The 21,071-nt window shown below is 63.1% G+C and carries 20 protein-coding genes and 1 tRNA gene; 13 read left to right on the top strand and 8 right to left on the bottom strand.

Features of this window, described 5'->3' with window-relative positions; genetic code table 11:
• Positions 1 to 73: 73 nt before the first annotated feature.
• Positions 74 to 667, top strand: a complete 594-nt coding sequence (locus H143_RS0118650) for a TetR/AcrR family transcriptional regulator (protein ID WP_019939786.1) — start codon at positions 74 to 76, stop codon at positions 665 to 667.
• Positions 668 to 742: 75 nt separating this feature from the next.
• On the opposite strand, the gene H143_RS0118645 is transcribed toward H143_RS0118650, so the two are convergent.
• On the bottom strand, positions 743 to 1,993 hold the full coding sequence (locus H143_RS0118645; RefSeq protein WP_026350227.1) for an ammonium transporter: 1,251 nt from the start codon (positions 1,991 to 1,993) through the stop codon (positions 743 to 745).
• Positions 1,994 to 2,046: 53 nt separating this feature from the next.
• On the bottom strand, positions 2,047 to 2,385 hold the full coding sequence (gene glnK / locus H143_RS0118640) for a P-II family nitrogen regulator (RefSeq protein WP_019939784.1): 339 nt from the start codon (positions 2,383 to 2,385) through the stop codon (positions 2,047 to 2,049).
• Between the two features lie 499 nt (positions 2,386 to 2,884).
• On the opposite strand from glnK, the gene H143_RS0118635 reads away from it, so the two are divergent.
• The 3 genes from H143_RS0118635 to H143_RS22240 are packed head-to-tail and all read left to right on the top strand — an operon-like array spanning position 2,885 to position 6,843.
• Positions 2,885 to 3,151, top strand: a complete 267-nt coding sequence (locus H143_RS0118635) for an accessory factor UbiK family protein (RefSeq protein ID WP_019939783.1) — start codon at positions 2,885 to 2,887, stop codon at positions 3,149 to 3,151.
• A 39-nt stretch (positions 3,152 to 3,190) separates the two neighbouring features.
• Complete coding sequence (locus tag H143_RS21775) at positions 3,191 to 4,636, top strand: hypothetical protein (RefSeq protein WP_155803447.1); 1,446 nt, start codon at positions 3,191 to 3,193, stop codon at positions 4,634 to 4,636.
• Positions 4,637 to 4,641: 5 nt separating this feature from the next.
• Positions 4,642 to 6,843 (top strand): methyltransferase domain-containing protein, encoded by a 2,202-nt coding sequence (locus tag H143_RS22240; protein ID WP_081627101.1) that lies wholly within the window; start codon positions 4,642 to 4,644, stop codon positions 6,841 to 6,843.
• A gap of 18 nt (positions 6,844 to 6,861) precedes the next feature.
• On the opposite strand, the gene H143_RS0118615 is transcribed toward H143_RS22240, so the two are convergent.
• Entirely contained in the window at positions 6,862 to 8,409 is a 1,548-nt protein-coding gene (locus H143_RS0118615; protein WP_019939780.1) for a hypothetical protein, read from the bottom strand.
• 277 nt (positions 8,410 to 8,686) lie between these two features.
• Between H143_RS0118615 and H143_RS0118610 the strand changes: the two genes are divergently transcribed.
• Positions 8,687 to 10,213: a YifB family Mg chelatase-like AAA ATPase gene (locus H143_RS0118610; RefSeq protein ID WP_019939779.1), complete on the top strand. Its 1,527-nt coding sequence runs from the start codon at positions 8,687 to 8,689 to the stop codon at positions 10,211 to 10,213.
• Positions 10,214 to 10,519: 306 nt separating this feature from the next.
• On the opposite strand, the gene H143_RS21770 is transcribed toward H143_RS0118610, so the two are convergent.
• A complete protein-coding gene (locus H143_RS21770; RefSeq protein ID WP_019939777.1) occupies positions 10,520 to 10,840 on the bottom strand; it encodes a hypothetical protein in 321 nt (106 codons plus the stop codon).
• An 83-nt stretch (positions 10,841 to 10,923) separates the two neighbouring features.
• On the opposite strand from H143_RS21770, the gene H143_RS0118595 reads away from it, so the two are divergent.
• A complete protein-coding gene (locus H143_RS0118595; RefSeq protein WP_019939776.1) occupies positions 10,924 to 12,636 on the top strand; it encodes an AMP-binding protein in 1,713 nt (570 codons plus the stop codon).
• Between the two features lie 36 nt (positions 12,637 to 12,672).
• Here H143_RS0118595 and H143_RS22610 read toward each other — a convergent pair whose 3' ends face one another.
• Positions 12,673 to 12,963, bottom strand: coding sequence for a hypothetical protein (locus tag H143_RS22610; protein WP_231378524.1), 291 nt, complete (start codon positions 12,961 to 12,963; stop codon positions 12,673 to 12,675).
• On the opposite strand from H143_RS22610, the gene rpmI reads away from it, so the two are divergent.
• From rpmI to H143_RS0118560, 7 genes are all read left to right on the top strand, one after another.
• Positions 12,962 to 13,159, top strand: coding sequence for a 50S ribosomal protein L35 (gene rpmI / locus H143_RS0118590; protein WP_019939775.1), 198 nt, complete (start codon positions 12,962 to 12,964; stop codon positions 13,157 to 13,159). The genes H143_RS22610 and rpmI overlap by 2 nt on opposite strands.
• Positions 13,160 to 13,171: 12 nt before the next feature.
• Positions 13,172 to 13,531: a 50S ribosomal protein L20 gene (rplT, locus tag H143_RS0118585; protein ID WP_019939774.1), complete on the top strand. Its 360-nt coding sequence runs from the start codon at positions 13,172 to 13,174 to the stop codon at positions 13,529 to 13,531.
• Positions 13,532 to 13,671: 140 nt separating this feature from the next.
• Positions 13,672 to 14,700, top strand: coding sequence for a phenylalanine--tRNA ligase subunit alpha (gene pheS / locus H143_RS0118580; protein WP_019939773.1), 1,029 nt, complete (start codon positions 13,672 to 13,674; stop codon positions 14,698 to 14,700).
• An 89-nt stretch (positions 14,701 to 14,789) separates the two neighbouring features.
• Positions 14,790 to 17,207 carry a phenylalanine--tRNA ligase subunit beta gene (pheT, locus tag H143_RS0118575; RefSeq protein ID WP_019939772.1) on the top strand — a complete coding sequence of 806 codons (2,418 nt, stop codon included), beginning with the start codon at positions 14,790 to 14,792 and terminating at the stop codon, positions 17,205 to 17,207.
• Positions 17,208 to 17,233: 26 nt separating this feature from the next.
• Complete coding sequence (locus H143_RS0118570) at positions 17,234 to 17,581, top strand: integration host factor subunit alpha (protein ID WP_026350225.1); 348 nt, start codon at positions 17,234 to 17,236, stop codon at positions 17,579 to 17,581.
• Between the two features lie 8 nt (positions 17,582 to 17,589).
• Entirely contained in the window at positions 17,590 to 17,988 is a 399-nt protein-coding gene (locus H143_RS0118565) for a MerR family transcriptional regulator (protein ID WP_019939770.1), read from the top strand.
• 50 nt (positions 17,989 to 18,038) lie between these two features.
• Positions 18,039 to 18,115, top strand: a tRNA-Pro gene (locus H143_RS0118560).
• A gap of 75 nt (positions 18,116 to 18,190) precedes the next feature.
• Here H143_RS0118560 and H143_RS0118555 read toward each other — a convergent pair.
• From H143_RS0118555 to H143_RS0118550, 3 genes are read right to left on the bottom strand one after another with little or no spacing between them, the layout of a single operon-like run.
• Positions 18,191 to 19,288: a tyrosine-type recombinase/integrase gene (locus tag H143_RS0118555; RefSeq protein ID WP_231378576.1), complete on the bottom strand. Its 1,098-nt coding sequence runs from the start codon at positions 19,286 to 19,288 to the stop codon at positions 18,191 to 18,193.
• Positions 19,207 to 19,623, bottom strand: coding sequence for a hypothetical protein (locus H143_RS23080; protein ID WP_231378523.1), 417 nt, complete (start codon positions 19,621 to 19,623; stop codon positions 19,207 to 19,209). The genes H143_RS0118555 and H143_RS23080 overlap by 82 nt, the downstream gene beginning before the upstream one ends.
• A complete protein-coding gene (locus H143_RS0118550; protein ID WP_019939768.1) occupies positions 19,620 to 20,915 on the bottom strand; it encodes a DUF1173 family protein in 1,296 nt (431 codons plus the stop codon). Before H143_RS0118550 ends, H143_RS23080 begins: the two co-directional genes overlap by 4 nt.
• Positions 20,916 to 21,071: the final 156 nt, after the last annotated feature.

Raw genomic sequence — 21,071 nt, 5'->3', positions numbered from 1 at the left:
CATCGTCAAGTCGTATTGCGGACTTCCAAGATCCCGCTTGGGACGGAATCCGTTCAAGCAGAAAGCAGCAGATATGGCAAAAGAAAAACGCCCAGAAATCCCGCCGCTGCGCGCCGCCGACCGCATCCGTCGCAGCGCGCGGGATCTGTTCTATCACCAGGGTATCCGCGCCGTGGGGGTGGATGCCATTGTGGCCAAGGCGGGCGTGACCAAGCCCAGTCTCTACCGCACCTTTGCCTCCAAAGACGAGTTGGCGGCGGCCTACCTGCGCGACTATGAGGTGGATTTCTGGCGCCGCTTCGATGCGTCCATAGCCGCACACCCGGGCGATCCGCGGGCGCAGATCCTGGCTTATTTCACCGGCCTGGCCGAAAGGGCCGACAGGCCGGATTATCGCGGCTGCGGCCTGACCAATGCCTGCATTGAGTATCCCGAACCCGACCATCCCGCCCGGCTGGTGTCGGTAGCCAACAAACGCGAGGTGCGCGAGCGTCTGGTGGACATGGCGCGCAGCATGGGCGCGCGCGACCCTGAAATGCTGGGTGACGGCTTGCAGTTGCTGATGGAGGGCGCTTACGCATCCAGCCAGTTGCTTGGCGCAGACGGGCCGGTACGGAGTCTGGTGGCGGCCGCGGCGCGCCTGATCGATGCCTGCCGGGATGTGTAATCGCATTTTTTCCGCCCAATGAAAACGGCCGCCCGGAAATCCGGGCGGCCGTTTTTTGCAGGAGAGCGTCCCGGCTTAGCCGTGGTAGGCCGATTCGCCGTGCGTCGTGATGTCCAGGCCTTCGCGTTCTTCGTCTTCCGGTACGCGCAGGCCGCAAAGCTTGTCGGCGATCTTGTAGGCGATCCAGGCCACGACGCCGGACCACACCAGCGTGGTGACGATGGCTTCGAGCTGGATCACCAATTGGCCGCCGATGGCGCCCAGGCTGTCCAGGGTCGTGCCGCCCAGCGCCTTGGCGCTGAGCACGCCGGTCAGCAAGGCGCCGCAAATGCCGCCCACGCCATGCACGCCGAACACGTCAAGCGCGTCGTCCGCACGCAGGATGCGCTTCAGGCCGTTGACGCCCCACACGCAGATGATGCCCACGAGGATGCCCAGAACGAAGGCGCCCACGGGTCCCACGAAGCCGGCGGCCGGGGTGATGCCCACCAGGCCGGCGACGGCGCCGGAGGCGGCACCCAGCATGGAAGGCTTGCTCTTGATCACCCATTCGGTGAAAAGCCAGGCCAGCGAGGCGGCGGCGGTCGCGATCATGGTGTTGAAGAAGGCCAGTGTGGCCAGTTCGTTCGACGCGACGGCCGAACCGGCATTGAAGCCGAACCAGCCCACCCACAGCAGCATGGCGCCGATATAGGTCATGACCAGGTTGTGCGGCTGCATGGATTCGCGGCCGTAGCCGACACGCTTGCCGATCACATAGGAGCCCACCAGGCCGGCGATACCGGCGTTGATGTGCACCACCGTGCCGCCGGCGAAGTCCAGGGCGCCCGCGGCCGCGAAGAGGCCCGAGGTTCCTTTCTGGCCCGTGGGTACGGCATACCAGACCATGTGCGCGATGGGCACATAGGCGAAGGTGAACCAGATCGCCGTGAAGACCAGTACGGCCGAGAAGCGAGCTCGCTCGGCGAAGCTGCCCACGATAAGCGCGCAGGTGATGCCGGCGAAGGTGGCCTGGAAGGATGCGTACAGCAGCTCGGTAATCGTGCTGTTCATGGAGTATTTGCCGGTACCCGGCGTGAACATGCCCGAGAAGAACACGCGCGAGAAACCGCCGAAGAAAGCATTGCCGTCGGTGAACGCCAGGGAGTAGCCGTAGGCGAACCAGAGGATCAGGCCCAGCGTGAAGGTACAGGTAACCTGCATCAGCACGGACAGCATGTTCTTGCTGCGCACCAGGCCGCCGTAGAACAGGCCCAGGCCCGGCACGGCCATCATCAGCACGAGCAGGGTCGAGACCAGCATCCAGGAAATATCTGCTTTATCCATTATCTAGAACTCCAGTTTTTGGGTAATTCGTCGTGACTGCGCCAAGCGCGTCCTTACAGCGCCGCTTCGCCGGACTCGCCGGTGCGGATGCGGATGACCTGTTCGAGGGAGGAGACGAAGATCTTGCCGTCGCCGATCTTGCCAGTGCGTGCCGCCTGCTCGATGGCTTCGACAGCCTGGTCGACCTGATTTTCGGGAACGGCCGCCTCCACGCGCACCTTGGGCAGGAAGTCCACCACGTATTCGGCACCGCGATAGAGTTCGGTATGGCCTTTCTGGCGGCCGAAGCCTTTGACCTCTGTGACGGTCAGGCCCTGGACGCCGATGCTGGACAGGGCCATCCGCACTTCGTCTAGCTTGAAGGGCTTGATGATGGCAGTGATGAGTTTCATGGCGGTTCCTTGTGTGATTGCGTGGTAGCACCAAACCAAAAGCAAAAGCCGTGCCAACTATTGGAACGCCATGTTGCAAAGCGATTCGCCGGTGTGGCGCCATATTGGTGCATGACATGTGCTTTATTGGTGCGAAAGGCCCCGATTCATGGCACAAAGATGGGCGTGTGGTGCGTCGACCCTATGCGATGAAACTTTGTAGCAAATTGCAAAATATTCCCCCGGGGTCGCTTCGAGGCATTTCCCCTGCCGAATCGGTTACGGGTGAGATACGCGGCTTTACAAGCCGGATTTGTGCGGTGCCAGACAATCGTGAATACTATGACGCAGGCGATAGGCAATGCGCCTTTGCGGCCCGCCGGCAGGTGGGCCGATTCTTTTTGCCGCCGGGCGCTGTGCGGGGCAAGCATCCTCCTCGCGAGGCCACAGGCCTGAAAAGGCAGGGCAAGGCTGGCGGGACTACACTGGCACCATCGGCTATATCAGCACGGAGGCAGCCATGAACCGCACCCAATGGATGGAAGATCTGCAGAAGAATATTTCCGAACTCTTTGCCAAGAGTCCGGCCGCGGATATCGAGCGCAACGTCCGTTCGATGGTGACCCAGGCCTTTGTACGCCTGGACCTGGTCACGCGGGAAGAGTTCGACGTGCAGGCTGACATGCTGGCTCGCGCGCGGACCAAGGTGGATCAGTTGGGCGAGCAACTGCGGCAACTGCAATCCCGGCTCGATGCCCTCGAATCCGGCAAGACCACGGCCGAATAATCCCATCGCGGCGCCGGCCGTCCGCGGCGGGCGACACCCATGCAAATGACCGACACGGCGGACAGGGTCGCGCCGCAAGACCGGGCCTCCGAGCATCTGGACGAACTGGCCGCGCGTCTGCTCGCCGAAGGACAGGCATTGCTGGCGGCCGGTCAGGCCGCGGCCGCGATCACGCCGCTGCAGCAGGCGACGGTAGCGCGGCCGCTCGAGGCCGGCATCTACGAGTTGCTGGCCCAGGCCATGCAGTCTGCTGACCATGCGGCCGATGCCATGGCGGCGCGCATCGCCGCCACGGCGATCAGGCAGCGCGCGGCGCCGGACATCATCGCCATCGGCGCTTCCTATGCCCGCCACAAGCAATGGGACGCGGCGGGCTACTGGTTCCTGCGCGCGCTGCTGCTCAATCCGGATATCGCGGACACGCACCTGCACATGGGCATCGCCTTGCGCGAACTGGGGCGCGAGCAAGAGTCGGAAACCTGTGCGCGCAATGCCTGCATGCGGCAGTCGATTTTCATCGATCATGCCTGGCCGATGCAGCGGCGCAGCATTCTGCTGCTGTGCACTAGCGGCCATGACAACGTGCCGCTCCAGTTCCTCATGCCCAGTCCGACCAATCGGCAGATACGCTGGGCCGTCGAGTTCGGCATCGTCGGGCCGGTACGGGAACTGCCGCCCTACGATCTGGTGTTCAACGTCATCGGCGACCCGGATCGGGCGCCGCAGGGCTTGGCGGCGGCGGCGCGTTTCGTGCCGCAGGCCGGCAAGCCTGTGCTCAATCCGCCAGAGCGCATCGCGCTGACTTCACGCGACCAGATTCCGCTGCTGCTTGCGGGTCTGGAAGGCGTCCATATGCCGCCCACGGTGCGCTGGGACAGTGGTTCGGGTCCGGACCTGGCCGCCTCGATCGCGGCAGCTGGTTTGCAATATCCCGTGACTTTGCGGCCCGTGGGCAAGCATGGGGGCGCCGGGCTTCGGCGTCTGGAGACGCCGCAAGAGGCCGACGATGCGGGCGGCCAGGGGCAGTCGTGCGAGCATTACCTGAGCGTGTATTGCGACTACCGCTCGCCCGATGGGTATTTTCGCAAGTACCGGGTGGTATTTGTGGACCGCGAGCCGCTGCCGTATCACCTGGCCATCGGGGGGCAGTGGGTGCTGCATTACGTGACGGCGGACATGCGCTCGGATGCCTGGAAGACCGAGGAGGAGCGCCGTTTTCTGGACGATCCGCAGGCGGCGCTGGGCGCGGCGGCCTGGAGGGCGCTGGGCGAGATCGGTCGGCGCCTGGATCTGGATTACTGTGGCGTGGACTTTTCGCTGCTGCCCGATGGCCGCGTGCTGGTGTTCGAGGCCAACGCCACCATGCTGGTGCATCCGGAAAACGCGGAAGACCAGGCCCTGCGTTTCAAAAATCCGTATGTGCAGCGCATTTTCGAGGCATTCGAAGGCATGCTGGCGCGGCGAATGGCCCAGGGGGCGCAGTAGCGACGATGACAAGAGAAGGATTGCAGGAGAAAGTGCAGGCCGTGCCATCCCAGGCCGCCTGCAAATGCTGCGGCGGCGCCAGCCGTTTGTGCGGCGCAGTCGACTTCTCGCGCTCTTGCGAGGACCGGACAGCGGCAGGCGGGCACGTCGAGCCGGATGCCGCAGTGCCCATCGCTTATTTTTGCTGCAGCCAATGCGGTTTCATCTTTACGCAGGCGATGGACGGATGGAGCGCGCAGGATTTTTCCGACTATATCTACAACGACCAGTACGTCCGGCACGATCCCGACTATCTCGGCAAGCGTCCGGTCATGAACGCGGATTTCATCGCCCAGCGCTTTCCGGAGATGGCATGGGGAACGGTGCTGGATTTCGGCTCCGGCCTCGGCCTGCTCGAGAAGGAACTGAGGTCGCGCGGTTTTGCGCACGTCGATTCCTGCGATCCGTATGCGGACCAGCCGGGCATGCGCCAGGCCGCCGAACGCAATTACCAGACAGTGGTGTGCTTCGAGGTGTTCGAGCATCATCCTCGGCCGCATGAACTGATGTCGTCCTTGAAGCAATTTCTGGTCGACGACGGCGCGATTTTATTCAGTACTTTGCTGATCACCGAGTCGGTGATGGCCGACGGTATCGAGAAATGGTGGTATTGCGCGCCGCGCAACGGACACATCTCGCTCTTTACTTCGCGCGCCCTGCAGATTCTTGCCAGGCAGCACGGATTGAACTTTGGCTCATTTAACGACAACCTGCACATCTTCTATCAAGGCCCGGTTCCGGCTTGGGCGGTGAAATTCATCCAGGACCCTCCCGAGCAAGGCAGCGCGTCCCGCACCGGCTCGGCGACGGCCCTGATCGTCCAAGGGCGCAAACTGCTCGAAGCCGGGCTGACCGATCAGGCCATGGACGTGCTGGAACAGGCTTCGACCTATGATCCGCTGAACCCCGAGGTCCATTGTTTGTACGCGCAGGCCCTGCAGGCGGCGGGCCTGCCCTTCAATGCCGAGGTTGCGCGCCTGGGCTTCGAGGCGCTGCAGCGCAATTGCGCTACCGACCTGTGCGAGCTGGGCCAGGCACTTTTGCAGCGTGGCCAATGGAATATGGCCAGCTACTGGTACAAGCGCGCCATGCTGCTGGACCCCAATCTGGTCCAGGCCTATCTGGGCATGGGCAAGGCCATGCTCGAACTGGACCGCGGCCAGGAGGCCGAGCACTTTGCCCACCAGGCGCATCAACTCCAATCGCTGTACGTCGACGCGGATCTGCCGACCCAGCGGCGCAGTGTGCTGATCCTATGCAGCAGCGGCCTGAACGATGTGCCGGTGAAGTTCCTGATACCCACTGAGTACAACCGCCAGATACGCTGGGCCATCGAATACGGCATTACGGGGCCCATCCGGGAGCTGCCGCCCTACGACCTGATCTTCAATGCCATCGGTGATGCGGACAAGGCGTCCTGGGGTCTGAAGGTCGCGGCAGCCCTGCTCGCGACGGCCGACAAGCCGGTGCTCAATCCTCCGGAGCGCGTCATGCGGACCTCACGCGACCAGATCGCGGCCCTGCTGTCGGGCATCGAGGGGGCCATCATGCCGCCCACGGTGCGCTGGGACAGTGGTTCGGGTCCGGACCTGGCCGCCTCGATCGCGGCAGCTGGTTTGCAATATCCCGTGACTTTGCGGCCCGTGGGCAAGCATGGGGGCGCCGGGCTTCGGCGTCTGGAGACGCCGCAAGAGGCCGACGATGCGGGCGGCCAGGGGCAGTCGTGCGAGCATTACCTGAGCGTGTATTGCGACTACCGCTCGCCCGATGGGTATTTTCGCAAGTACCGGGTGGTATTTGTGGACCGCGAGCCGCTGCCGTATCACCTGGCCATCGGGGGGCAGTGGGTGCTGCATTACGTGACGGCGGACATGCGCTCGGATGCCTGGAAGACCGAGGAGGAGCGCCGTTTTCTGGACGATCCGCAGGCGGCGCTGGGCGCGGCGGCCTGGAGGGCGCTGGGCGAGATCGGTCGGCGCCTGGATCTGGATTACTGTGGCGTGGACTTTTCGCTGCTGCCCGATGGCCGCGTGCTGGTGTTCGAGGCCAACGCCACCATGCTGGTGCACATGGAAAGCCCTGGCGATCCGGTGCTTGGCTTCAAGAACTGTTATGTGCAGCGCATCTACGATGCCGTCGAGCGCATGCTGGCACGCAGGATGACCTAGCGCGCCCGGCGCAAGGCCCTAGCCGATTTTGTTGGCCAATTGGCCGGGGCTGGCCGGCAGTTCGATCAGACTGCGGATATTGTTCAGCATCGCCTGCGAGGTGCCCGGGTTCTGCTGCGCGCTGTCGAGCAGGTCCAGCAGATTCGTGGACCAGGAGCTGCGGCTGGGGTCGATGGTGTTCTCTTGCAGCTGGCCCATCTCATACATTTTCGTATGCACGGACGCGCTGGCGGACTGGTTCAAGGTGGCCAGTGCCAGCTTGCCGTTGGCGTAGCGAATGGTCGTCTGGCTCTGCGCGCTGTCGTTGATCTGGGTGTAGTAATAATTCTGCGATGCCTTGTCGCCGTCGAGTGCGAGCAGGGTGCCGGCCCGCAACGGCGCGTGATAGCTGGCATTGAGTTGGGACTGCTGCGTCTGGGTGATCGTGTAGTTGTACCGGTTGCTGGCCTGTTCGGTGGTGTGCTGCGACACGCGGTACGAGAAGCTGTCCACCTCGCCCGGGTTCATGGGGTTGGGCGATTGGGCGGCCTGCGTTACCGAAGCGCTGAAGTCGGCCAGGCCGGTCATCATGCTGTGGGCCGCGTCGCCGATCACCCCCAACTGCGGCGAGGAACCGGAAGACGCCGTTGCGTCGTTGCTGTTCAGCGACTGGAACGCCGCGGAAAACATGGCGATGAGCCTGGCATTGCCATGTCCGCGCGTGCCTTCGGCGGCGAACTGCTGCAGGTAGTTGTCGATTGCCTGGGCCTGCTGGCTGGCGCTGCCCAGGATAGCGGTATTGGACGTGTCCACGCTGATCTGCATGGACCCGAGCGGACCGCTGGTCTGCAGCGAGCGCTGCGTGCCGTCGATGTGCAAAGCCAGGCTCTGCGCGCCTTGGCCGGTTGGGTCGACGGATGCATTCAGGTCGACCGAGGCGAAGACGCTGGAATTGAACTGCCGCAAGAGTCCGCTCAGATCGAGTGTGGGCTGATCCGACGAGGTCAGGCCGTCGATGGCTTGCTGCAAGCCGCCGGCCATCTTCGACAGGGCCGAACGATCTGCATCGCTGAGCTTGCCGCCGGTAACGGTGATAGCGGCCGCGAGTCCGTTGTTCTGGTCGCCAAGCGTGATCTGCACCCTGGCGCCGTCGCGCAGGGCGACGCCGAGCGAAACCTGGTTGTTGGCCCCCGTGTGCAAGGCGGACTGCATCGCCCTTGCCAGCGAAGTGCTGGGCACGGCGTTGGTGGACGGCAGGTACACCGATTGCGAGAAATCGTTTTGGCCTCCGCCCAGCTGCTGCAGCATGAGCTGGCCCAGGCCCTGCAGGCGTCCCGAGAGCGTCGAGGCTGAGAAATTGCGCGCCATCGTCTGACTGATCCCGTCCACTGCATTGGTTTCCCAGACAGGTTGCGTCGCGGGAACCGCGTAGGTCAGCGGCGGCATGGGCGGGATGCCGGCAATCGATACCAGGGTAGACGAGGCAGTTGCCTGCGGCGGGCGGCTTTCGGCCGAGGAGCCGGAAGCGGTCTGTACTGCTTGCGTCTGCGCCAGGACGGACGCAGCCACGGAGGCGATGGCGGTCATTCGATACCCCTGGCGCGCCCGAACTGCGATTCGGCTGCCGAGATTGTTGTCATCGACTAACGGCCGGGTGCGCCAGAAGTTAAGCAGCCTGCGCCGCGCCGGGGCGACTGATGCGGGCGAGCTACAGTCGTTCTCGCTGATGCAGACCCGTCGGTGCGGGTTCTCGGGCAAATGCAATCCGCACAATTGCCCTGTGGCATTTCCATCCCGCCTCGTCCTGTCGATCCGCGGCCTGCCCGCATACTGCGTTGTTCCATGTCACAGCCGAGGCATTGTCATGACTCTAGCCGTTCTTGCCAGCCGTGCCCTGGTGGGTCTGGATGCTCCCGCCGTGCGGGTGGAAACCCATGTGGGCAGCGGATTGCCCGCCTTCCATGTCGTGGGCCTGCCAGAGGCCGAAGTGCGCGAAAGCCGCGAGCGCGTGCGCGCCGCGCTGGTCAATAGCGGTTATGAGTTTCCCGCCGGACGAATCATCGTCAATCTTTCGCCCGCCGATCTGCCCAAGGATTCGGCGCGCTTTGATCTGCCCATCGCGCTGGGTGTGCTGCTGGCTTCGGGCCAGCTGTCGCCGCCGCCTGGGCAGCCGCCCGAGGCGCTGGCCGATCTGGTGCTCGCCGCCGAGCTGTCGCTGACCGGTGCGCTGGTGCCGGTGGCCTCTGTCCTGCCGCTGGCCCTGGGGTTGGCGCGCGAGCGCCCCGGCGCGGCGATGATCCTGCCCTCAGGCAGCGCTGGCATCGCGGCCTGGGTGCCGGGCCTGCGCGTTTACGTGGCGCGCACCCTGGCCGAAGTCGCGGCGCATCTGGCGGGGACCGCGTCCCTGCCGCTGGCCGAGCCAGCCGCGCGGTTGCCGGCCGAGGCGCCGCCTTGCTTGTCTGATGTCAGAGGGCAGGCCGGCGCGCGTCGCGCGCTCGAAATCTGCGCCGCGGGCGGCCATAGCCTGCTCATGAGCGGGCCGCCCGGCGCCGGCAAAAGCATGCTGGCCCAGCGCCTGCCGGGCCTGTTGCCGCCGCTGTCTCCGGTACAGGCTATGGAGGTCGCAGCCTTGAACGGGCTGGCGCATGGCGGCGCGCGCATAACGGGTATTGCGCAGCAGCCCCCAATCAGATCGCCGCACCATCTGGTTTCATCGGCGGCGCTGATCGGAGGCGGATCCCGCCCCCGGCCGGGGGAGATCAGCCTGGCCCATCACGGTATCTTGTTTCTCGACGAATTGCCCGAGTTCCGGCGCGAAGCGCTGGAGGCCTTGCGCGAACCGATGGAGACCGGACGGGTCGCCATTTCGAGAGCGCTGCGGCAGGTGGAGTACCCCTGCGCGTTCCAACTGGTGGCGGCGATGAATCCCTGCCCCTGCGGCTGGCGCGGCCATCCCGCGCGCCCCTGCCGTTGCACGCCCGACCAGGTGGCGCGCTATACCGCCAAGCTTTCCGGGCCCTTGCTCGATCGCATCGACCTGCATGTCTCGATGCCGCCTGCCGATCCGGCTTTACTGGACGGGGCCGCGGGCGAGACGTCCGCGGCGGTGCGCGAGCGCGTCATGCGCTGTCGCGCGCGTCAGCAGGCCCGGCAGCACGGGCTGAACGCCCGGCTTGCGGGTAGGGATCTGGAGCACCACTGTGCGATGTCGGACGCGGCCCGCGATCTGCTGCGCCAGGCCCAGCAAAGACTGGACGGTTCGGCGCGGGCCCGGCACCGGGCTTTGCGCGTGGCGCGCACCTTGGCCGACCTGGAGGAGTCGGAGCGCATTGAGGTGCGCCATGTGGCCGAGGCGGTGCAATACCGCATGGCCGCGAAGGGTCAGGCGTAGGCAACCCGATGGCATCCGGTTCAAGTGAAGTAGATCGTGTCGTCTTTGTAGCCCATGTGCTGCAGTACGAGATCCTCCGTGCGGATCGCGATCAGATTCTCCCTGAACGGAAAATAGCGATACCCCAAATTATCGAGCATAGCTTTGATTCGCGCCGGGTCGGATGTGATGATCTCGACCGGCAATATCGGCTTGAGTGTCTATAGTGGTGTATTGCGGACTCCGCGTAGCGCTTCGGCGTGCATTCCATCGACATCGCGCTTGAGAAGGTCGACGCGGTGCAGCCCGATCGAATCGATGCCGACCCTAGGCACGCTGGCCCCCACGGTCGGGAGGTACAGAGATGCGTTGACCGATATCCTCGGTGTTCTCCCCCTGGCGCAATTCGAGACTGCCCAAGCTGGCATGCACGAAATAGTTCGGCTCAGGGATGCTCAACTCGTCGTCGCATTCGGCCAGCGCGAAAGCGACAGTCGGCTTCGCCTTGCGCGGCACGGCGCTCACAGGCAGCCAGGCCCAGCGTTCAGCGTTCATGACTAGCGCCAGGTCGGGGGTTATGCCGATTGTCTGGCCGATGCGCCGCGCTTGGCTGATAGCTGATTGACCGAGGCGACTGCGAGGTTCCATGTCGTCATGGGCTAGAGTAGACTTGCCAGGTTTTTGCCATAGGGCAGCGCCAGACTGCCCCGGCGCACTATGAGGAGACAGTCGTGAGCACCATCGATTCGGGTCTTTCCTACGCTGCGGGGCCTGTCGAGGTTCCTTTGATCGAACAGACCATAGGCGATTTCTTCGACGCCATGGCCGATAGTCAGCCCCAGCGCGAGGCGCTGGTCTGTCGCCACGAGGGTAAACGCTATACCTACCGAGAATTGCAAGTCGAGGCCGGCCGCCTGGCCAGCGCCTTGCTGGCGTCGGATCTGGCGCCCGGCGATCGGGTGGGCATCTGGTCGCACAACAATTCCGCCTGGGTATTGATGCAGCTGGCCACGGCCAAGGCGGGGCTGATCCTGGTCAACATCAACCCGGCCTACCGCACCGCCGAGGTCGAGTATGCGCTGAACAAGGTGGCTTGCAAGCTGCTGGTGACCATGTCCACCTTCAAGACCAGCAACTACCTGGCCATGCTGCGCGAACTGGCGCCCGAACTGGACACGGCCAGCGCAGGCCAACTGCAGTCGGCGCGCCTGCCGCACCTGCGCCGCGTGGTGTGGATAGACCAGGCGGGGCAGGGGGGCGAGGAACCCGGCATGCAGCGCTTCTCCGCGCTGCTGGCCGCGGGCGATCCGGCCGATGCGCGCGTGCGCCAGGTGCAGCGCGGACTGAAGAACACCGACCCGATCAATATCCAGTTCACCAGCGGCACCACGGGCTTTCCCAAGGGCGCCACGCTCACGCACCGCAATATCCTCAACAATGGCTTTTTCATCGGCGAGTGCATGAGGCTCACCCCCGAGGACCGCCTGTGCATCCCGGTGCCGCTATATCATTGCTTTGGCATGGTGCTGGGCAATCTGGCGTGTCTCACCCACGGCTCGGCCATCGTCTACCCCAACGATGGCTTCGATCCCCTGCTGGTCCTGGAAACCGTACAGGCCGAGCGCTGCACCGGGCTGCACGGGGTGCCCACCATGTTCATCGCCGAGCTCGATCACCCGCGCTTTGCCGAGTTCGACCTGTCCACGCTGCGCACCGGCATCATGGCCGGCTCGCCGTGCCCCATCGAGGTGATGAAGCGGGTGGTGGGCTTGATGCACATGGGCGAAGTCACCATTGCCTATGGCATGACCGAGACCAGCCCGGTCAGCTGCCAGAGCGCTACTGACACGCCGCAGGAAAAACGCGTGTCCACGGTAGGCCGGGTGCATCCGCATCTGGAGGTGAAAGTCGTCGACCCGGGTACCGGCGCCACGGTGCCGCGCGGCGCAACGGGCGAGCTGTGTACGCGCGGCTATTCCGTCATGCACGGCTATTGGGAAGACGAAGCCAAGACACGCGAGGCCATCGACGACGCGCATTGGATGCACACCGGCGACTTGGCCACCATGGACGACGAAGGCTATGTGAACATCGTCGGTCGCATCAAAGACATGGTCATCCGCGGCGGCGAGAACCTCTACCCGCGCGAGATCGAGGAGTTCCTCTACCGCCATCCCGCCATCCAGGACGTGCAGGTGGTGGGCTTGCCCGACCCGAAATACGGCGAGGAACTCTGCGCCTGGATCATCGTCAAGCCGGGCCAGACGCTGGCCGAAGAGACCGTGCGCGACTTTTGCAAAGGGCAGATCGCCCACCAGAAGATCCCGCGCTACATCCGCTTCGTCGGCGAGTTCCCCATGACGGTGACCGGCAAGATCCAGAAGTTCAAGATCCGCGAAACCATGCGCAGCGAGCTCGGGCTGGACGAGGTGAAGACCGCCTGATCGTCCGCAGGACTTCCAGCGTCGTAGTCGTAAAATTTACGGTGAGGCATCTTTTTCGTCACAAAGCAGGGCGGGTACAACCGGCGGGATTGTCTTTCGATGGTTTTTTGCCATATAATCAAAGGCTTTCCCGGATTTGTGCCGGGAAATTGCGATGTGGCGCGGGTCAGGCATGTGGAAAAGCCGGTTGAGAAACCCTTCCGGCGGAGAGCTGCCAGCCGCAAGTTCCGGGCGTAACAAGCCGGGGCACCCGACCACGAATTCACCGACCCCACGGCCGCCGATGCGGCCCGAAGGGTAATTCAACTGGAAAGCAGGAATCATCATGCCCAAGATGAAAACCAAGAAAAGCGCTTCCAAGCGCTTTCAGGTTCGCGGCAGCGGATCGATCAAGCGCGGTCAGGCGTTCAAGCGCCACATCCTGACCAAGAAGACCACCAAGAACAAGCGCCAGCTGCGTGGCTCGGCCGCTGTTCATGAAACCAACGTCGCGTCCGTGCGCGCGATGATGCCTTACGCTTGATAGGAGACCACCATGCCTCGCGTTAAACGTGGTGTTACCGCCCGTGCCCGTCACAAGAAAGTCATCAACGCCGCCAAGGGCTATCGTGGCCGCCGCGGCAATGTATTTCGTATCGCCAAGCAGGCGGTCATGCGTGCCGGCCAATATGCCTACCGCGATCGCCGCAACAAGAAGCGCACCTTCCGCGCCCTGTGGATCACCCGTATCAACGCCGCCGTGCGTGAACAGGGCATGAGCTACAGCGTGTTCATCGCCGGCCTGAAAAAGGCCGCGATCGAACTCGATCGCAAGGTGCTGGCCGACCTGGCCGTGCGCGACAAGGCCGGCTTTGCCGCCATCGTGCAACAGGTCAGGGCCGCTCTGGGCGCGTAAGCCTCAAAGGCAAGCAATAAACCGGTGCGCCTGATCGCGCACCGCGCCTCAGATGGGGCTGGGGTCGATCTCCAGCCCCATTTGTATTTTCGGGGTCCGCCAAGACCCTGCCCATAGCTCCGACAAGTTGTGCGACGCTCATGAGTACATCGCTGGACGACCTGGTTGCCCAGGCTGAAGAAAATTTCGCGCAGGCCAAGGACGGCACCGCGCTGGAAAACGCCAAAGCGCGTTTCCTGGGCAAGGAGGGCGCTTTGACGGTGCTGCTCAAGGGCCTGGGCGCGTTGTCCGCGCAAGATAAGCGCGACACGGGCGCACGCATCAACCAGGCCAAGCAGAGGATCGAAGCCTTGCTCAATGAGCGCCGCGCCGGTTTGGCGCAGGCCGAGCTCGATGCGCGTCTGGCCTTCGAGACCATCGACGTCACGCTGCCCGGCCGCGGCAGGCTTCCCGGCGGCATCCACCCGGTGATCCGCACCTGGGAACGGGTCGAGCAGATATTTCGCTCCATCGGTTTCGACGTGGCCAGCGGCCCCGAGATCGAGAACGACTGGACCAACTTCACTGCATTGAACAGTCCGCCGGACCATCCCGCACGCTCGATGCAGGACACCTTCTACGTCGATATGAACGGCAGCGACGGCCAGCCGCTGCTTCTGCGCACGCACACCAGCCCCATGCAAGTGCGCTATGCGCGCATGCACAAGGACCATCCGCCGATCAAGGTCATCGCGCCGGGCCGCACCTATCGCGTCGACAGCGATGCCACGCACTCACCCATGTTCCACCAGGTCGAAGGCCTGTGGATAGCCGAGGACATCTCGTTCGCCGACCTGAAGGGTGTGTACACCGATTTCCTGCGCTGCTTTTTCGAAAGCGACGATCTGGTGGTGCGCTTTCGCCCGTCTTTCTTTCCCTTCACGGAACCTTCGGCCGAGATCGACATGATGTTCACGTCTGGCCCCAACAAGGGCCGCTGGCTGGAGATCTCGGGCTCGGGCCAGGTGCATCCGCAAGTGGTGCGCAATTTCGGGCTCGATCCCGAGCGCTATATCGGTTTTGCCTTCGGCTCGGGCCTGGAGCGCCTGACCATGCTGCGCTACGGCGTCAACGACCTGCGCCAGTTCTACGAAGGCGACCTGCGCTTTCTGCGCCAGTTCAACGAATAAAGAGCGGAATATGAGACCCCTACGTTCACTGCGTTCACTGCCCCCCGCGGGGGCGCATCAGCCCCTTGGGGCGGCCCGGCGGAGCTGATATGCAATTTCCCGAATCCTGGCTGCGTGCGCTGGTCGACCCCAATTTGTCCACCGATGAGCTCGCGCACAAGCTCACCATGGCCGGCCTGGAGGTCGACGACCTTCAGCCCGCTGTGCCGCCGTTCTCCGGTGTGGTGGTGGCACGCATTGAAGAAATCGCGCCGCATCCGGACGCTGACAAACTGCGCGTGTGCAAGGTCGACGACGGTTCGGGCGAGCTCCTGCAGATCGTCTGCGGTGCGCCCAACGCGGCGGCCGGCATCACCGTGCCGCTGGCGCGCATCGGCGCCCGGCTGCCTGGCGACATGAAGATTGGCAAGGCCAAGATGCGCGGCGTCGAGTCCTTCGGCATGTTGTGCTCGGCCCGCGAGCTGGGCATGTCGCAGGACCATAGCGGCCTGATGGTCCTGCCCGAATCGATCGAGCCGGGTACCGACATCCGCCAGGCGCTCGACCTGGAAGACATGGTCTTCACCCTCAAGCTCACGCCCAACCGCGCCGATTGCCTGTCCATCATGGGTGTGGCGCGCGAAGTGGTCGCGCTCACCGGCGCGACCATGCACTTGCCCGAGATGGCGCCGGTGGCGGTCGCCATCGGCGACCGCCTGCCCGTGAAGGTGAGTGCTCCCGATCTGTGCGGGCGTTTCGCCGGCCGCGTGATCCGCGGCGTCAACGCCCGCGCGGCGACGCCCGACTGGATGAAGACGCGCCTGGAGCGGGCTGGCATGCGCTCGATCTCAGCCCTGGTGGACATTTCCAACTACGTCATGCTGGAGCTGGGCCGTCCCACCCATGTGTTCGACCTGGACAAGGTGCCGGGCGAACTGGAGGTGCGCTGGGGCCGCACGGGCGAAAGCCTGGAACTGCTCAACGGCCAGACCATCGCGCTGGATGAAACCGTAGGTGTGATCACCGCCGGCGGCCAAGTCGAGAGCCTGGCCGGCATCATGGGCGGCCAGGCCACCTCGGTCACGCTGGATACGCGGAACATCTTCGTCGAGGCGGCTTTCTGGTGGGCCGAGGCCATCGCCGGACGGCCGCGCCGCTTCAAGCTCAGCTCTGAAGCCAGCCACCGCTACGAGCGCGGCGTGGACTACGCCACGATCCCCGAACACCTGGAGCGCATCACCGCGCTGATCCTGCAGATCTGCGGCGGCCAAGCCGGCCCGCTGCAAGACCAGGTGCTCAAGCTGCCCGAGCGAGCGCCCGTGCGCATGCGCCTGGCGCGCTGCCGGCGTGTGCTGGGCGTGCCGGTCACGGGCGAGGAAGTCGCCGACATCTTCACGCGCCTGAGCCTGCCGTTCGTGCCCGAGGGGGACGACTTCATCGTCACGCCGCCGTCCTATCGCTTTGACATCAACATCGAAGAAGACCTCATCGAAGAAGTGGCCCGCATCCACGGTTTCGAGCGCATTCCCGACGTGCCGCCCATGGCGCGTGCCAAGATGCGCGCCGAGCCCGAGACGCATCGCGGTCCGCACGCGCTGCGCCGCCTGGTCGCGGCGCGCGACTACCAGGAGGTCGTCAACTACAGCTTCGTCCAAGCCGACTGGGAACGTGACTACGCGGGCAACGATGCCCCCGTGCGTCTGCTCAACCCCATCGCCAGCCATATGTCGGTGATGCGTTCGAGTCTGATCGCAGGTCTGGTCGCCAATGTCCGTCACAATGCCAACCGCAAGCAGACGCGCGTGCGCGTGTTCGAGCTGGGCGGGGTGTTCCTGCGCGACGCCTCGGTCGTCGACGGCCCCTTGTCCGTCGCGGGCGTGGATCAGCCCATGCGCCTGGCGGGCGCCGCCTGGGGTCCGGCCGTGGCCGAGCAATGGGGCGAGGCCGCGCGCCACGTCGATTTCTACGACGTGAAGATGGACGTCCAGGCCCTGTTCGGCGCGCGCGCCGACAAATTGCGCTTCGCGGCTGACAGGCATCCCGCGCTGCATCCCGGACGCAGCGCCCGCATCGAGTTGGACGGCCAGGCCGTGGGCTGGATAGGCGAGCTGCATCCGCGCTGGGCGCAGCAGGCCGAGCTGGCGCACGCACCCGTGGTGTTCGAGCTGGATGTCGCCGCGCTGCAGGCCGGCGTCATGCCCGCGGTGGGTGAGATTTCGCGCCAGCCCGTGGTGTTGCGTGATCTGGCCTTGTGGGTCAAGGCCGAGACACCGGCCCAGGCGCTTCTGGATGCCGTGGCCAAGGCAGTCAAGGCCGATGCAAAGCTCGCGCTGGTGCGCGACGTACGCCTGTTTGACGTGTGGCGCGAGAAGCACCAGGACGGCCCGGCCGCAGCCGAGAAAAGCCTTGCCTTCCGCTTCTGGCTGCAAGACACTGAAGTCACGCTGGACGAAGCACGCGTGTCCGAATGTATGGCGCGCCTGCTGCAGGCCTTGTCGGCTGCGCACGGCGCGCGGCTGCGGGATTGATCCAGAGCACGTGTCGATACAAGAACATAGGGGATCCAATGCTTGCCGAACCGCGCACGCTCACCAAGGCTGAACTGGCTGAACTGCTCTTCGAGCGGGTCGGCTTGAACAAGCGTGAAGCCAAGGACATCGTCGATACTTTCTTCCAAGAAATCCGCGAGGCCCTGGCCCGTGGCGACTCGGTCAAGCTCTCGGGCTTTGGCAACTTTCAGGTGCGCGACAAGCCCCCGCGTCCAGGTCGCAACCCCAAGACGGGCGAGACCATTCCCATCGCGGCGCGGCGCGTGGTCACTTTCCACGCCAGCCAGAAACTCAAGAGCGTGGTCGAGCAGGCACCCGCCGAGGACGAACTCGGTCTTGATGAAGAGGCATAATCCTTCCCATGCCCCGTCCTGAAAACATCGAGGTCGTGCTGCCTCCCATCCCTGCCAAGCGCTATTTCACGATCGGCGAAGTCAGCGATCTTTGCGGCGTCAAACCGCACGTGCTGCGCTATTGGGAGCAGGAATTTACCCAGCTCAAGCCGGTCAAGCGGCGCGGCAACCGGCGCTACTACCAGCACCATGAGGTGCTGCTTATTCGCCGTATCCGTTCTTTGCTGTACGAACAGGGTTTCACCATCAGCGGCGCGCGCAACCGCCTGGGTGACACGCGTGGCGATACCGCGGTGAATGATCCGGATGCCGCGGTGCGCCTGAGCCCTGGCGAACTGCAAGCGCTGCGCGCGGAACTGACGCAGATCGCCGATATCCTGGGCCAGGCGTCGAAGTCGGATTCGTGAACCTTGGCGTTTGAGTACCGTACACAATTTATGCTATAGTTTCGTTCTTTCGGGGCGTAGCGCAGCCTGGTAGCGCACTTGCATGGGGTGCAAGGGGTCGCGAGTTCGAATCCCGCCGTCCCGACCAGTAGTACCAAGGGAGTTAGTGATAGTAGTCACTAACTCCCTTATTTCTTTGCGGGACTTTTGCGGGACTTTTTCATCACGCTCTCCTTTTCAGAATGGTCAGTGACGGGCTTCGGGTATCCGTTAGCGCGACACGATTTGAGTAATCGATCAACTTGGCCAGCTCTGCGGATGAATAGTGGGAAGTAACGCTACCGTCCGTATGCCCCAGTAGCGACTTGCGATCCTCTTCCGGCACATCGGCAGCCCGTAGGCGCCGGCCATATGTATGCTTCAGGTCGTGGACTCGCAAATGAGCAAACCCCCAATGCGCGGGTTGCCTTTTCTCCTTCTCCCATCGTGCGGCGGCTCTTTTGCGGGCATTTTTCCAAGCCGTATCGTTCATCCTGTGCAAAGGCGATCCGTCGTAAGGGAACACCCAGTCTTCATCAATACCTCGTTGGCCTTCAATGATGGAACGAGCCACCTCGTTCAGCACGACCAAGCGATCTTCCCGATTCTTCACCCCAGCAGTTTCCGACCTACCGCCAAAATTGGCAGGGATGAGAAAAACGCTGGTATTCAACTCGGGAACGGGGATCTCCCAATTCCAGTTCAGTTTGCAGACTTCCTGCTCTCTGCTGCCGGTGTTGACTTTGTACAGGGCCATCTTCGACAGATGATCTGGTAGCTCAGCAAAAAAAACGGCCTGTTCCTCCCATGACAGCGGGTAGGGCAGTCGTTGCGTTGATTTTTCGTCAAGCATTTCAATCATCGGTACTGCGTCAAGCCAGGGGCGCTTCTGATCATCCCGCCACTTGCGCGAGGCCAGATTCAAAATCCGTACCACCCGTTGCAAAGCGATGTTGATCGTCCGCGGCGCTCTGCCCTGTTCGCGCCTGTCTTCGATATAGGGCTGCAAAGCTTCATCATCGATCTCATGAATGAACAAATCCCCGATATAGGGGTCGAGCTGCTTTAAGAAGATTGCGCTGTGGGCTATGGAAGGCTGATGTGCGTATTCCTCCAGAAATCGGGTTGCGGCTTCTCGCCAGAGCCGGCGCTGGCGAACACCGAAAACCGTTTCCTTTCGGATTCCTTCTAAGCGCCGGATTAGATAGGCTTCGGCTTCTTGCCGGTCGCCCGTTCCAGTGCTTTCGCAAAGGCGTCCAAAGTTTCGGACCTGTTTATCGATGTGCCAGATGCCTTTCCTGAATAGAAGGCCTGGGATTGTTTTTTGCCCCATAGTTTTGATGCTCCGAGACTATGGCGGCGCTCGCTGCGAGGGATATCGTTACCCGCGGAGCTGCGCTTGTCAATTTGTTGTGCCTCATGAGATTGACGGAACCAGGTTGCCCATTCATCTAGCTGTTCACGATCAAACGCGATACCTTGTTTGCCGATGGGTAGCTCGGTTAAAAAAGGACGAACAGTCTTGTTGAATACCGCACGGCACATGCCCAAATAGGCAGGCGCCTTTCCCATTCGGATATAGCGCGCGGGAGGGTTCATGGAAGACTGCGACTTCATGGTGAACCTCCAATAGCGGGATCGTTGGGAGCCTGGCTAAGCGAGGACGGAAAATCCGGCAGATCGTCCCCAATCGCACCGTTCCAGGACCACCAGCCGTCCTTTCCGTAGGTTTCGTCGTAGTAGGCCGACTTCTCGGCCTTACGCGACTGGTAATCAGCCGAGGTCATCCCCCAGACTTCCATGGGCATCGGAGCCCCGACATCCTTGAGCCAGAAATCGGGAAATGTCACGTCGTCGGCATCGAAGCGCAGTGGCTTCTCGAAACGCCGTTGTTCAGCAACCAACTTCTCTGCGACCAGTACTTCGAAGCTGGAATCGACGGGGATCCAGTCCTGCGATACCGACATCAGCGAGACGTCGACGACCTGGGCCGTCGTGTTTCCGCCTGAGGACTTGGGCGGATCCGTCTGGACGATGACGATCGAAGGGTTTCCCGATCGCCAGGCGTTGATTTCGCGCGAGAACCGCTTCTGAAGCACATCCCAGATTTCCGTGCTCATTAGCAGGTGCGGAATTCCGTGGTAGGTCGAGATCGGCAAGGTCGACGCCGTCTCCGATTCCTCGTGATGCTTGGCCAGTGGCGCGATCACGACCAGGCGGCGGCGCTCAGTGCTGGCTGCTCGACTCTTGGCTTCGTTTACCACCGCTTGCTTGCCACCGGCCGGCGCACCGATCAAGAGGTTCTGCGACAACTTGATGCGACCTGCATAAGTGCTGGTGGCTACGCGCTGCAGGTGATAGTGGACCAGGCCCATCGTCCTCTTGTCTTTCCCTGGCGACCATGTGTTCAAGCCCGCCTGCGTCCAGAGGAAATGCAGCAGCCCAAGAAGCGACATGCTGGTCTGGCCAGGCTTGCGGTTCGCTTGTGCCGACTTTGCCTCAGATTGCTCCGCATCCTCTGGCGCCTTGGTCGAGCGCTGCTGCAGGCCGATCTTGAGTTTGATTTTCGTATTCCCGTCGTCCAACTCTTCGACCACGCCGCGGCGGTAGGCACCCATTCCTGAGGCCTTCGGATCAGCTCCCCAGAACACACAGTCTTCCGCATGTTCGGGGCCGGTGTCTGGAAAGCGAGCCAGATGGAATTTGTCGATTGCCGCAATACTGTGAATCGATAAGCGCTTTTCGCCTTCACCAGCACACAAGCAACGAAGCACGGCCTTGCCATGCGACATCACAAGCACCTTCTTCCAGCCTTCGGCAAACTGTTCCTCTTGCTGAAACGCCGGCGAATAGGTTTTGGTATCCCCGCCAAGAGCGATCTCGACGGGGTAAGTTTTGAACTCTTTCATGATTTCCCGTCGAGTAAGGCGACGATGTTTAGCGGCTAAACACATGCTGCTTTAGCCGCTAAACAGCGCTCGGTTTCATCGTTGAAAAGCAGGAATTACATAAGGGCGACCAGTGCGCAAATAGAAAATGGTCCGTTTCTACACCAATCGATCCCT

It is taken from the genome of Bordetella sp. FB-8 (assembly GCF_000382185.1).
GTDB lineage: Bacteria > Pseudomonadota > Gammaproteobacteria > Burkholderiales > Burkholderiaceae_B > Bordetella.
This window is presented reverse-complemented; position numbering and strand designations above follow the sequence as displayed.